8 protein-coding genes are annotated in these 14,023 nt (G+C 65.3%); 7 read left to right on the top strand and 1 reads right to left on the bottom strand.

The annotated features are described in order from the left end of the window. The first annotated feature begins 40 nt into the window (after positions 1-40). From LGQ10_RS05915 to LGQ10_RS05895, 5 genes are read left to right on the top strand one after another with little or no spacing between them, the layout of a single operon-like run. On the top strand, positions 41-5,380 hold the full coding sequence (locus tag LGQ10_RS05915) for a type I polyketide synthase (RefSeq protein ID WP_226524935.1): 5,340 nt from the start codon (positions 41-43) through the stop codon (positions 5,378-5,380). A gap of 49 nt (positions 5,381-5,429) precedes the next feature. Beyond that, complete coding sequence (locus tag LGQ10_RS05910) at positions 5,430-7,064, top strand: NAD(P)/FAD-dependent oxidoreductase (RefSeq protein WP_058434706.1); 1,635 nt, start codon at positions 5,430-5,432, stop codon at positions 7,062-7,064. Between the two features lies 1 nt (position 7,065). Then, positions 7,066-8,208, top strand: coding sequence for an L-prolyl-[peptidyl-carrier protein] dehydrogenase (pltE, locus tag LGQ10_RS05905; protein WP_058434705.1), 1,143 nt, complete (start codon positions 7,066-7,068; stop codon positions 8,206-8,208). After that, entirely contained in the window at positions 8,205-9,701 is a 1,497-nt protein-coding gene (locus tag LGQ10_RS05900; RefSeq protein ID WP_226524934.1) for an amino acid adenylation domain-containing protein, read from the top strand. Before pltE ends, LGQ10_RS05900 begins: the two co-directional genes overlap by 4 nt. A 2-nt stretch (positions 9,702-9,703) precedes the next feature. Beyond that, positions 9,704-10,486: a thioesterase II family protein gene (locus LGQ10_RS05895; RefSeq protein WP_058434532.1), complete on the top strand. Its 783-nt coding sequence runs from the start codon at positions 9,704-9,706 to the stop codon at positions 10,484-10,486. Positions 10,487-10,491: 5 nt separating this feature from the next. On the opposite strand, the gene LGQ10_RS05890 is transcribed toward LGQ10_RS05895, so the two are convergent. Further along, on the bottom strand, positions 10,492-11,127 hold the full coding sequence (locus LGQ10_RS05890; RefSeq protein ID WP_226524933.1) for a TetR/AcrR family transcriptional regulator: 636 nt from the start codon (positions 11,125-11,127) through the stop codon (positions 10,492-10,494). A gap of 111 nt (positions 11,128-11,238) precedes the next feature. Between LGQ10_RS05890 and LGQ10_RS05885 the strand changes: the two genes are divergently transcribed. Further along, positions 11,239-12,252, top strand: coding sequence for an HlyD family efflux transporter periplasmic adaptor subunit (locus tag LGQ10_RS05885; protein ID WP_226524932.1), 1,014 nt, complete (start codon positions 11,239-11,241; stop codon positions 12,250-12,252). Continuing rightward, positions 12,249-14,018, top strand: coding sequence for an ATP-binding cassette domain-containing protein (locus LGQ10_RS05880; RefSeq protein WP_226524931.1), 1,770 nt, complete (start codon positions 12,249-12,251; stop codon positions 14,016-14,018). Before LGQ10_RS05885 ends, LGQ10_RS05880 begins: the two co-directional genes overlap by 4 nt. Positions 14,019-14,023: the final 5 nt, after the last annotated feature.

Genomic DNA, 14,023 nt, shown 5'->3' with positions numbered 1-14,023 from the left:
TGGGCGACCACTGCCGGAGAATCACCGATCGAGGCCTTTTATGGATAACGATATCCGCGATGTAAGCAAGGATCAGCTGCAGGAAAGCCTGGCTCAGGCCATCACCACCATCCGTGCGCTCAAGGACAAGGTTGCGGGCAAGTCCCAGGCATCCAGCGAACCCATCGCCATCGTTGGCCTGGGATGCAGGCTGCCGGGCAATGCCGACACCCCCAAGCGCTTGTGGAATCTGCTGAAGAACGCCACCGATGCGGTGGGCGACATGCCCAGCGATCGCCTGTACGGCACCGATTACTACGACCCCGACCCGCAAGCGCCCGGCAAGGCCTATGTCATGCGTGGCGGGTTCATCGACGCGGTGGACCAGTTCGACCCGACCTTCTTCGGAATCTCGCCGAAGGAAGCGCAAGGCATGGACCCGCAGCAGCGGCTGGCCCTGGAAGTCGCCTGGGAGGCCCTGGAGCATGCCGCGATTGCCCCCGACAGCCTGCATGGCAAGAAAATGGGCGTGTTCATGGGCGTCAGCACCAACGACTACGTGCGCCTGCGCCAGCAGCTGGGGGCTGCCGAGGACGTCAACGCCTACCAGTTCTATGGCGAGACCAGCTTCGTCGCCGGGCGCATCGCCTACACCCTGGGTTCCAGAGGCCCGGCGGTGGTGCTCGACACTTCATGTTCATCGTCCCTGGTGGCCTTGCACCAGGCGTGCGCCAGCCTGCGCAATCGCGAGAGCGACGTGGCGCTGGCCGGCGGGGTCAACCTGATCCTGTCCCCCTACGGCTTCATCCTGGTCAGCAAGCTGCGGGCGGTGGCGCCCGACGGGCGCTGCAAGACCTTCGATGCGGCGGCGGACGGCTATGGGCGTGCCGAAGGTTGCGTGATCCTGGCCCTCAAGCGCTTGAGCGATGCGGTGCGTGATCAGGACCCGGTCATGGCGGTCATCGAGGGCAGTGCGGTCAACAACGACGGGGCCAGCAGCGGGATCACCGTGCCCAATATCCATGCCCAGGAGGACGTCATCCGGCTGGCACTGGGCCAGGCCGGCATCGCGGGGCACGAGGTGGATTATGTCGAGGCCCACGGCACCGGGACGGCACTGGGCGATCCGATCGAGTTGCGCGCCCTGCATGCGGCCCTGGGTACGCAGCGCGAGGCCGATGCCCCACTGCTGGTCGGTTCGATCAAGGCCAACATGGGGCACCTGGAGCCTGTCGCCGGCATCACCGGGCTGGCGAAGATCCTGTTGTGCATGCAGCAGGAAACCCTGGTGCCCCAGGTGCACTTCCATACCCCCAACCCGCGAGTGGAGTGGGATCGCCTGGCCCTGAAGGTCGTGACCGAGGCGACCGCCTGGCCCCGCCAGGGCAAGGCGCGGCATGCCGGTGTCAGCTCGTTCGGCGTTACCGGCACCAATGCCCACGTGGTGGTGGGCGATCCGCCGCCCAGGGCGCGTGGCCAGGGGCGTGGCAATCCCTGGCAACTGCTCACCCTCTCGGCCAAGGGCGAGACCCCGAGGCGGCAGATTGCCGGCCGCTACGAACGCTTCATCGCCGACAACAGCCAGCTCGAACTGCGGGACCTGTGCTACACGGCGAATGTCGGTCGCTCGCACTTCGGCCATCGTTTCGCGGCCGTTGCCGACAGCCGCGAAGGGCTGCGAGAGCAACTGGCGGCCTATGCCTCGCGCAAGGTGATTGGCCAGGTATTCGACGGACGCTGCCAGGGGGCACCCGAGGCGCTGGTGATGCTGTTCCCGGGGCAGGGCTGCCAGTACCGGGGCATGGCCCAGGCGCTGTATGAGCACGAGCCGTTCTTCAAGGCCCGGATCGACGAATGCCGAGCCCTGTTGAGCCCGATGATGGAGGTGGACCTGCTCACCCTGGTCCTGGATGGCGACCCTGCCAGCGAAGGTTACCTGGAGCAGACCCGCTACGCGCAACCGGCCATATTCGCTGTCGAGTACGCGCTGGCCCGGCTCTGGATGCACTGGGGAATCACCCCCGACGCCGTGTTCGGCCACAGTTTCGGTGAAATCAGCGCGATCTGCGTGGCCGGGGCGATCTCCCTGGCCGATGCCTTGCGCATGGTGGAGGCCCGTGGTCGGCTGGCGCAGCAACTGATGACCGCAGGCGGGGCGATGTATGCCCTGGGCATCAGCGAGGAGCGGCTCAAGGCCGAGCTGCAAAACCTGCCGGGCACCTGCATCGAGCTGGCTGCGGTCAACAGCCCGCAGGATGTGGTGATCGCCGGCCCAGAGGCCGAGGTCCAGGCGCTGGCCGAGCAACTGCGCGCCAGCGGCAGCAAGGTTCGCCAGCTGGCCGTGTCCCATGCCTTCCATACCGCTGCCACCGAGCCGATGCTCGAGGCCTTTCGCCAGGTGGTGGCGCAGTTGTCGTTCAATGAACCGAACCTGCCGGTCATCGCCAGTGCCACGGGGCAGGTGCATACGCTGTCGAGCCTGAGCTCGCCGGACTACTGGTGCCTGCACACCCGGCAGGCCGTCCGGTTCAGCGACGGGGTCGCGACCTTGCGCAAGGAGCTGGCGGTGAAGACCTTCTTCGAAGTCGCTTGCGATGCGGTACTGACGCCCCTGATCGGGCGCCACGAGGAGACGGATGACGTCGTCGCCATTGCCTCCATGCGGCGTGCCGGCGACCCGTGCCGGGACCTGCGCCTGGCGGCCGCGCAGCTGTATGTCGCCGGGCATGATCTTGACTGGGCGCGGATGCACGAGCACGACGGTGCGTTGCGCCAACCCCTGCCCAGCTATGCGTTCCAGCGCCAGCGCTACTGGTTCGATGCACCCTCTGGAGCATCGGGCAAGGGTGCTTCGGCCCCGCACAGTGCTGGCACAGAAGGGGGGGCGCTGCTGGGCCATCCGGTCAATGCGCCAACCCCGGCATTCGAAGCAACGCTGGACAGCGCACAGTTGCAGGCACTGGGCGCCGAATCCCTCGACGATCAGGTGGTGTTGCGTCCGGCCCGGCTGCTGGCGGTCCTGGCCGAGGAACTCACCGGTCAACTGCAGTTGGCGTCCTACACGATGAGCCTGGCCAGCCTGCCGCGTTCCCTGGCCATGCATCCAGAGGATCGGCTCAACCTGTTCACCGAGCTCAAGCCATTGCCTGGCGCTGGCTGGGAGGTGCGCTGCTTCGCCTTGAGCGATGCGGCAAGAGCGGCCGGCGCCGAATGGCAAGCGGTCTTGTCGATGGCCCTGGATGCGCTCCCCGCAGCCAATGACGAGCAGTTGGCGGCGGTGGACCCGGCAGCGATGCAGGATCGGGCCTTCGTCTATCACATGCAGTTGCCGGCTGAGGCTGACCGTCACGGCAACCGGCTGGCCCAGGTCCTGGAGTACCTCGGGCAGGCCGTGCCGGACCAGGCGGGCGGGACGGTGACGGGCATCCGCCGCTGGAGTGCCGACCGCGCTGCCATGGACGAAGTGCAAAGCCTGGCCTTGGCCGTCAGCCAGGTGGACCCGCAGCAGTTCGATTGCACTTTGTACAGTGGCGCTGGCCAGCCTGTGGGCCGGCTGGAGGGCGTGAGCCTGGGGGCCTCTCCCGATGACGCGGCCTCGGGTGGCACGCTGTACCAGCCGAACGTGCTGTACAGCCTCGATTGGCTGGAGCGTCCCCGCAAGCCTGCCGATGTGCCACGCTCGGATCGGCTGTTCACCCTGGTCAGCGGTTCGCAGGAACTGGCTCGTCCACTGGTCGAGCAGTTGCAGCGGGCCGGGCATCGGGCGCAGGTCCTGAGTCCGCAGGCGCTGCTCGAGGCCGCGCGGATCGCATTGGCCCAGGCCCCGGGGCAGCCGCTGTCGGCGCAAGGGCAGGCGCTGGCCGCCGATATCATCGTGCTCGATGGCATGGACGTCATGGATGCCAGCGCCACCACCTTGCAGGGCCTGTCGAGCTTGCCGGGACAACTGTTCCACCCGTTGCTGGAGATGATCCGGGCAGTCATCGCCCTGGGCGGACGCGGCGGCCGGTTGTGGCTGGTCACCCGGGGGGCGAATGCGGTGGGCCTGGACCCTGGCCAGCCCATGCAGGTTGCGACCGTGCCCCTGTGGGGGATCGGCAAGACCATTGCCCTGGAACACCCCGAGCACTGGGGCGCCCTGGTCGACCTGGCTCCCGGCGACAGTGACTGGGCCCGCGCGCTGGCCGAAGAAATCATCGACCCGGACGCAGAGGACAAGATCTGCCTGCGCCCTGGCAAGCGGTATGTCCAGCGCCTGAACGCCTTCAGCGAGACGCGCCTGCCCACCCGTGCCTATGCCCCTTGCGCCCGGGGCAGCTACCTGATCACCGGCGGCATGGGCGGAATCGGCCTGGCCATGGCCCAGTGGCTGCTCGACAAGGGCGCGGCCCAGGTGGTCATCACTGGCCGCCGCCCGCTGGAGCGGGTCGGTGCCGAGCTGCAGCGGTTCGGCGAGTTCGCCTCGCAGGTCCGCTACGTCCAGGCGGACATCACCTCGCGCCAGGACATGCAGCGGGTATTCGCCGACCTGGCAGCCGCGGGCCACAGGCTGAAGGGGATCTTCCACGCGGCGGGCATCTCCATCCCGCAAGACCTCGAGGAAGTCGACAACGACAGCTTCGACCAGGTCATGCGCCCGAAGGTCGAAGGCACCTGGCTGCTGCACGAACTCTCCCTGGGCCTGGACCTGGACTTCTTCGTCATGTGCTCGACCATCGCCAGTGTCTGGGGCTCGCAGCACGTGGCCAGCTACGCCGCAGCCAACCAGTTCCTCGATGGCCTGGCCTGGCATCGCCAGCGCCTGGGGTTGAGCGCGCTGGTGATCGACTGGGGGCTCTGGGCGGGAGGCAGCCACCTGTTCGACGAGCAGGTGCTGGATTTCCTCACCAGTGTCGGCCTGAAGCAGATCGCCCCGGCGCAGAACATCGGCCTGTTGTCACGGGTCCTGGCCAGCGACCTGACCCAGCTAGTGGTGTCGGGCGTGGACTGGAACCGCTTCAAGCCGCTGCTGGAATCGCGCGGCCCCCAGCCGCTGCTGGAATACATCCGCACCCAGGCGCCGGCAGCCAGGCCTGCCGACAGCATGAACGTCGACATCCTGGAGCAACTCTCGGCCGTCGATGAAGCCGGCGCGCTGGCCTTGCTCGATGACTACGTCTGGGAACAGTACGCCCAGCTGCTGGGGGTCAAGACCGAGCAAGTGCGCGCCAAGCTCGAAGATGGCGGCAGCCTGATGGACTACGGCCTGGATTCATTGCTGGTCATGGACATGGTTGCCCGCTGTCGCCGCGATCTGAAGCTGGAGATCAAGGCTCGCGAGTTTCTCGAATGCCCGGGCCTGATGTGGCCGGATTTCCTGGCCCGCTCGATAAGGGAGCAGGGCTGCCTGGCCGAGGCCTGACCGGCCTGTGACCCGGATACCTGACGAATGATCTGCCATTGAGGTGGTTATGAATGATGTGCTGTTTGGCCAGGTGCCAAACCATTACGACGTGCTTCTGGCAGGCAACAGCATCAGCGTGACGATGCTCGCCGCCTGCCTGGCCAGAAACGATGTGCGTGTCGGCTTGCTGCGCAACCGCCACATGCCGCCCGACCTGACGGGGGAGGCGACGATTCCCTACACCTCGATGATCTTCGAGTTGATTGCCGACCGGTATTCGGTGCCGGAAATAAAGAACATTGCCCGTACCCGCGATATCCACCAGAAGGTCATGCCCTCATCCGGGGTGAAGAAGAACCTGGGTTTCATCTACCACCAGTGCACTCGGGCCGTGGACATGGGCAAGGCGTTGCAGTTCAACGTGCCCTCCGAACATGGCGAGAACCACTTGTTCAGGCCGGACATCGACGCCTACCTGCTGGCGGCGGCGGTGCGTTACGGGGTGCAACTGGTGGAGATCGAGGATGCCCCCCGGGTCGTGCTCGATGATGCCGGGGTCAAGGTGGCAGTGGCACAGGGGGGATGGGTCAGTGCCGATTTCATCGTCGATGGCAGCCTTGCCGGCCAGGTGATCGCCCGCCAGGCAGGGCTGGAGTCGCTGGCCTGCCCGCTGCAGACCCGGACCCGGGAGTTCTCCACCCACATGCTCGGGGTGGTGCCGTTCGACGAGTGCGTGGACGACGATTTCCCCGGCCGGTGGCATGACGGCACGCTGCATCACGTCTTCGCGGAGGGCTGGGTCGGCATCATTCCTTTCGACAACCACGCGCATTCGCGCAACCCGCTGGCCAGCGTGCTGGTGTCATTGCGCGAGGACGCCTGCCAGGGCAAGGACGGCGATCAGGTGCTGGCCGGGCTGATCGACAAGTACCCGGGGCTGGGCAAGCACCTGTCCGGCGCCAGGCGAGTACGCGAATGGACGGTTCGCGAGCCGCTGAACCAGGTCTATCCCTCGGTGCTCGAGCGCCGCTGCCTGATGTTCGATGAAGGGGCGGCGACCAACGACCTGCTGTTCTCGCGCAAGCTCTCCAACGGAGCGGAGCTGGTCCTGGGGCTGGCCCATCGCTTGATCGATGCCGTGCGCAGCGGTGATTACCGCAGCCGTGCCCTCAACGAGTTCATCGTGACCCAGGACAGCATCATCACCCTGAGCGATCGCATCGCCGCAGGAGCCTATGTCGCCTTTCGCGACCCCGAACTGTGGAATGCCTTTGCCCGGGTCTGGCTGTTGCAGTCGATCGCCGCCACGATCACCGCGCGCAAAGTCAACGATGCCTTTGCCAAGTCCCTGGATCCACATGCGTTCGATGAGATCGATCGACTCGCCGAGGATGGTTTCTGGATGCCCCTGTACCAGGGGTACAAGGATATTCTCAACACCACGCTGGGGCTTTGCGATGACGTCAAGAACACCCAGGTTTCTGCTGCGCAAGCAGCAGCCAGCATTTTTGCGGAGCTGGCCAAGGCCAGTTTTGTGCCGCCTATTTTTGATTTTGCTAATCCTCACGCTCGTGTCTATCAGCTGACCACCTTGCGCAAGCTCAAGGCCCTCTGGTGGGGCCTCATGCAGGTGCCTTCAGAGGTCGGGCGGCTGATCTTCTATCGATCCTTCAGAAAACCTTCCATGCGCAAGGAGAGTTGAAATGGACTTCAGCTATGACGTCGCCCAGACCCAACATGCAGCAATGATTGCCCAGGTGTGCGCCGGCCCGCTGGCCGAGGCCCGCAACCGGCATTCGAACTATTTCACGGCTCAGCAGTGGGCGATCTGCGGTGAGGCCGGACTGCTGGGGCTGTCGATTCCCCGGGAATACGGCGGCCAGGGCCTCGGGGCCCTGTCGACGGCCATTGCGATGCATGCATTCGGCCTGGGCTGCAGCGACATGGGGCTGGTGTTTGCGGCGGCGGCGCATCAGTTCGCCTGCGCCATGCCCATCGCCGAGTTCGCCTCGGAGCAGATCAAGCGCGAAGTCCTGCCCAAGCTGGCCAGTGGCGAGTTCATCGGTTCCAACGCGATCACCGAGCCCGAGGCCGGGTCGGATTCGAGCAACCTGAAAACCCGGGCCTGGCTACAGGCCGACGGCAGTTATCGCCTCAGCGGGCACAAGAGTTTTGCCGGCAATGCGCCGATCGCCGACATCTTCGTGACCTATGCCACCAGCAACCCCGAGTACGGCGCGCTGGGTGTCAGCGGTTTCGTGGTGCAGCGCCATACGGCGGGCATCCGCGTCAGCGATCCGCTGAGCAAGGTGTGCCTGAAGAGCTGTCCGGCCGGTGAAGTGTTCTTCGATGATTGCCCGGTACCTGCAATCAATCGCCTGGGCGAGGAAGGGCAAGGCAGGCAGGTATTCCAGAGTTCGATGGGGTGGGAGCGTGCCTGCCTGTTCGCGGCATTCCTCGGAATGATGGAGCGCCAGTTGGCCCAGACCATCGAACACGCCCGTACCCGTCGCCAGTTCGGCAAGCCAATTGGCGACAACCAGGCGGTTTCCCATCGCATCGCCCAGATGAAGCTGCGCCTGGAATCGGCCCGACTGCTGCTGTTCAGGGCGTGCTGGGGCATGGACCAGGGTGAACCGGGGCAACTGAACATCGCCCTGTCGAAGCTGGCGATCAGCGAAGGGGCACTGGCATCGAGCATCGATGCGATCCGGGTCTTCGGCGGCAAGGGCTGCCTGGATGCCTTTGGCATCGAGTCGATGCTGCGCGACTCCATCGGCACCACGATCTTTTCCGGCACCACCGACATGCAGCACGAGATCATCGCCCGGGAGCTCAAGCTATGAAGCTGATACATGAACGGGTAATGCACAGCATTGCCCGCTATCCCCAGCATCTGGCGGTGGTGGACGAGCAGCACGGGCTGAGCTACGAAGCACTGGAAGCGCGGACCAGGGAATTCGTCGCGATGTTCTGTGCCCTGGGGGTGAAGCAGGGGCAGCGGGTCCTGCTGTGGGCGCACAAGTCGGCGGAACTGGTGGCGGTGATGCAGGCGGCCCTGCGGCTGGGCGTGGTGTACGTTCCCATCGATCCGATGAGCCCGGTGGCGCGCCTGGAAAAGATTGCCCATGACTGCCAGGGCGTGCTGGTCATCTGCACCGCCGCGCGGCTGCCGGAACTGGCCACTCCCGAGCTGCAACCGCTTCGCTGCGTGGTGCTGGACGACCCGACCTGCACGCACCACTGGCGCAACATCGATGTCGCTGCCAGCCCGGTGCCGCAGGTGCGGATCCAGCCGGATGACCTGGCCTACATCCTCTACACATCGGGGTCCACGGGGGTGCCCAAGGGGGTGGCGCTCAGCCATGGCAACGCCCTGGCGTTTGTCGACTGGGCGTGCCAGCGCTACGCCTTCGCGCCTGGCGATCGTTTCGCCAACCACGCGCCGTTTCATTTCGACCTGTCGGTGCTGGACCTCTATGGCGCGCTCAGTTGCGGCGGCACGGTCTACCTGGTGCCCGAGTCCATCGCGTACTCGCCCCGGTTGTTGACCGACTTTGTCAGGTCCCATGAAATCACGGTCTGGTACTCGGTCCCGTCGGTACTCATGATGATGATGCAAGACGGCGGCTTGCTGGCGGATCGGCAAGCGACCCTGCGGGTCCTGCTGTTTGCCGGCGAGCCGTTCCCGATCAAGCATCTGCGGGAACTGCGTGGGGCCTACCCCGACGTGCGCCTGGCCAATCTTTTCGGGCCTACCGAAACCAACGTGTGCACCGCGTTCGACGTGGTTGCCGTCGATCCCCAGCGCCTGCTGCCGGTGCCGATCGGCACGGCGGCATCGGGCAACCGCGTCTGGGCGCAAAAGGACGATGGCCGTCGCTGCGGGATCGATGAAGAGGGCGAGCTGATCGTCGAGGGACCCACGGTCATGCTGGGTTACTTCGGCAAGTCGCCGCAGCAGGGCCCGTACCGGACCGGTGACATGGTCAGGCAACTGGCCGACGGCAACTACGAATACCTGGGGCGGCGCGACGATATGCTCAAGCTGCGCGGCAACCGCATTGAGCGTGGGGAAGTCGAAGCGGCCTTGCTCGCCCACCCGCTGATCAGCGAGGCCGCGGTCCTGGTGACGGGGGAGGGAATGAACGCCCAGTTGTGGGCCGTGCTGGTTCCCCAGGGCGAGGCCACGTTGTCGATCATCGATCTCAAGCGCCACTGCGCACAACGCCTGCCGCGCTACATGATCATCGACAAGATGCTGTGCCTGGACGCGCTGCCGCGCAATGCCAATGGCAAGGTCGATCGTTTTGCCCTGGCTCGGCGAGTGGAGGAATGAACATGCAGACGCCGTCACGCCTGGATCAGGACCTGTGGTTTCCCTATGCCAGCCGACCACGGGGCAAGATGCGGCTGTTCACCTTTCCCTATGCCGGAAGCGGGGCGTCGGTGTTCCATCGCTGGTTCCTGCCGCTCTACGACCAGGTCGACCTGTATGCCTTGCAGTTGCCAGGCCGGGAAGGGCGCAGCCGGGAAACCCCGTATGTCGACCTGCAGGTCGCGGCCAATGCCGTAGCCGATTGCCTGGAGCCGTTCAGCGATGACATTCCCTGCTGTTTCTTCGGACACAGCATGGGGGCACTGCTGGCGTTTGCGGTCGCCGAGGTGCTGCAGCAGCGCCAGCGCCGCCTGCCCTTGCAGCTGGTGCTGTCGGGCATGGTCGCGCCCCATGTGCCGCAACGGGTTGCCCCGCTGCATCGGATGCCGGCGCAGCAGGCCACGGCCGTCCTGCAAGCGATGGGGGGCGTGCCTGCGGTGGTGCTGGCCGAGGAGGACCTGATGCAGATGTACCTGCCCATCATCCAGGCGGATATCGCGATGGTTCATTCCCATGTCGGCGCGCGCGTCAGCGCCCTGGACACCGACATCACCTGCCTGAGCGGCACCGATGACCTGATCGCGCCGCCCGAATTCATGCAGCCGTGGCGCAACTACACCCGCTGCGGTTTCGAGCAGTTCGTGTTTCCCGGCGGGCATTTCTTCCTCGACGGGCCTGTCATGTCCCGGGTCAAGTCCGTGCTGGGTGCTGCCATGCGCCAGCGGGCCGGCAGCCTGGCAAGTTGAGGGGGTTATCGGGCAATGGCCGCGAGCCCGGATCTGGCAAACAGCTTGAAATGGGTCTTCAGGGCATCCGCATCGTGCTGCAGCACGGCCTGGAGCGGGCTGGCTTGCTGGCGGTCGATCACCGCGAGCATGAGGCAGGGCGCAATGATGCTGATAACGCAGCGCGCCAGTGCCGGATCGCCCGGTGCGAAGCCGGTGATCTCGCTGATGATCGCCCCCAGCAGGCGAAACTTGGGCATGACTTCTTCCTGGACAAGGCTGGAAAAATGGATCGTAGGCGACAGGATTTCCCGTGCACAGACCTTGCTTTGCCAGCTTTGCTCATCGAGCACCCGGCTGACGATGGTATCGATGAACACATCGAGCTTGGTCTGCGCCGGTTCATCGCTGCCAGCGAGCTGCGCCAGGGTGTCGACGTTGACCAACTGCTGGTGTCCTTCGATCAGCACGGCCTTGTACAGCTCTTCCCGGCTGCCGAAGTGATAGTTGATGGCCGCGAGATCGGCGCCGGCTTCCTCACAGATGAGCTTGCTCGCGGTGGCGGCATAGCCATGCAGGGCAAACAGCCGGGCAGCCACCTCGAGGATGCGGATTCTGGTGTGTTCGCCGTCGCTTCTGCTGGTTCTGCGTCGAGTGCTCATGGGGTTCCTCGTTCTCGGGCCTAGGGGTTGCTTCATGGCCAGTATCTGTTATTTTCCAATTTCAATTCAAATTGAATTTTAATTAGGATCTGGCAAACAAAGGACTCATGGATGAAGAAGCAGTTGATTGCAGGGGTTGTCGTGTTGCTGGCGGTAACGGCAGGGGCTTGCTGGTGGTTCCTCGGTCCCGAGGAAGAGGACGATCGCCTGAAGCTGTATGGCAACGTCGATATCCGCCAGGTCTCCCTGGCTTTTGAAGGGAGCGAGCGCATTGCCGCGCTGCATGCCGAGGAGGGCGACCTGGTGCAGGCCGGACAGGTGCTGGCCGAGCTCGACACGCGCACGTTGCGCCTGGAAATAGCCCGCTCCAAGGCCCGGATCAGCGCCCAGGAACAGGCGCTGCTGCGCCTGAAGAATGGCTCCCGGCCCCAGGAGGTCGAACAGGCCAGGTCGCGCTTCGATGCCGCCCAGGCCGAAGCGCAACTGGCCCAGCTGGAACAGCAGCGCCTGCGTCGAATCGCCGACGAGACCCAAGGCAAGGGCGTGAGCCAGCAACGCCTGGACCAGGCCGCTGCCCGTCTGCGGGTGGCCAAGGCCCAGGTCCAGGAGCAGCGCGAGTCCTGGAACCTGGCCAAGATCGGGCCGCGGGACGAGGACATCGCCCAGGCGACGGCCGACCTGCAAGTCTCCAGCGCCGATCTCGACCTGTTGGAGCATTACCTCGCACGGGCCCAGCTCAAGGCCCCGACCCAGGCGCGGGTACGCTCGCGCCTGCTCGAGCCTGGCGACATGGCCTCTCCTGCGCGTGCGGTATTCGCCCTGGCGCTGACCGATCCCAAATGGGTCCGGGCCTATGTCAATGAGCGTCAGCTGGGCCAGGTGCGGCCGGATCAGCCCGCGCGGGTATTCACCGACAGCTTTCCCGACCAGGCCATCGACGGCAAGGTCGGGTACATCTCCTCGGTGGCCGAGTTCACCCCGAAATCGGTCGAGACGCAGGACTTGCGCACCAGCCTGGTCTACGAGATCCGGGTGCTGGTCAAGGACCCTGACGACCGTCTGCGGCTTGGCATGCCGGCCACCGTCTACCTCGACCAGGCGCCTGGCGCGGGGGCCACGCCATGAATGCCGCAGTCGCCACGGTCCGGGCCGCCGACGTGGTCAAGCACTTCCAGGCTGGCGCCCGGCAGCAGCTGGCCCTGGACCGGATTTCCCTGGAGGTACCCAGTGGCCGGTTGAGTGCGCTGGTCGGCCCCGATGGCGCCGGAAAGACCACCTTGCTGCGGCTGATCGCCGGGTTGATGAAGGCCGATGCCGGACAACTGAGCGTACTGGGCCTGGATGTCGGCGCACAGCCACAGCAGGTGCAGGATCGCATCAGCTACATGCCCCAGAAGTTCGGGCTGTACGAAGACCTGACTGTCCAGGAGAACCTGGAGCTTTATGCCGACCTGCACGGTGTCTGCGGTCCGCAGCGTGACGAGCGGTTTTCCCGACTGCTGCAGATGATGGACCTCGAGCGATTCCGCAGCCGGTTGGCCGGGCAACTTTCCGGCGGCATGAAGCAGAAACTGGGGCTGGCCTGCACGCTGGTCCGTTCTCCGCAGCTGTTGCTGCTGGACGAACCCACGGTAGGGGTGGACCCTCTGTCGCGCCGGGAACTGTGGAGCATCATCGAGCAACTGATCGAACAGGAAAACCTGACGGTGCTGATCAGCACCGCCTACATGGACGAAGCCCAGCGTTGCGCCCAGGTGTTCGTGCTGTACCAGGGACGGTTGATCGCCCAGGGCCCACCGGCCCATCTGTGCGAGCTGGCGCAAGGCATGTGCTACGGGGTCGTCCCGCGCCACGGCACACCGGCCAGGTCGCTGCAGGCACGTTTGCTCGATGACCGCGAGCACGTCATCGACGCGGTGCCTGAAGGTGGCAAGGTTCGTTTCATTCGCGATGCCCGCGCTTCATTAGCGCAGATCGAGCCCCTGGCCGACCTGGCCGAGCCCCGGGCCCTGGCAGCACGCCTGGAAGATGGTTTCATGGTGCTGCTCAGGCAACAGGTCAAAGACGCCGTCGTGGTGACTGCAGAACCGCCGCCGGCGGCCAACGACAGCGCGGATGACATCGCAGAGGAGCGTGCGGTGGTGATCGAGGTCCGTGACCTGGTGCGCAAGTTCGGCGACTTCACCGCGGTTGCCAACACCTCGTTCCAGGTCCTGAAGGGCGAGATCTTCGGTTTGCTGGGCCCCAACGGCGCCGGCAAGACCACGACATTCCGCATGCTCTGCGGTTTGCTTCCAGCCTCCAGTGGCTACCTGGAAGTCGCCGGCGTCAACCTGCGTACCGCGCGGGCGGCCGCGCGACGCAAGATTGGCTACGTATCGCAGAAGTTCGCCCTGTACGCCAACCTGTCGGCCGTGGAAAACCTGCGTTTCTTCGGCGGCGCCTATGGCCTGCATGGGGCCCGGTTGCACGAGAGGATGGCGCTGATGCTCGAGCAGTTCGACCTCGACGAGCACAAGCATGCCCGCAGCGGCGAGTTGCCCGGTGGCTACAAGCAGCGCCTGGCCATGGCGGTCGCACTACTGCACGAACCGCAGATCCTGTTCCTCGACGAGCCCACCAGCGGCATCGATCCCCTGGCCCGCAGGGCCTTCTGGCGACGGATCACCGCCCTGGCACAAAGCGGCACCACGATCGTCATCACCACCCATTTCATGGAAGAGGCCGAGTACTGCGATCGCATCGTCATCCAGGATGCCGGACGCCTGTTGGCCCTGGGCACTCCTGAGCAAGTGCGCCAGCAGGGCAGCGAGGCGCTGGCCGACATGGACAGTGCGTTCATTGCCGTTGTCGAGCGAGCCCGGGCACAAGCCCGTGCCACAGGGCAGTAAGGAGC

It is taken from the genome of Pseudomonas sp. L5B5 (assembly GCF_020520285.1).
Taxonomy (GTDB): Bacteria; Pseudomonadota; Gammaproteobacteria; order Pseudomonadales; family Pseudomonadaceae; genus Aquipseudomonas.
The sequence above is the reverse complement of the archived record's forward strand: the minus strand, read 5'-3'. Positions and strand labels throughout refer to the sequence as shown.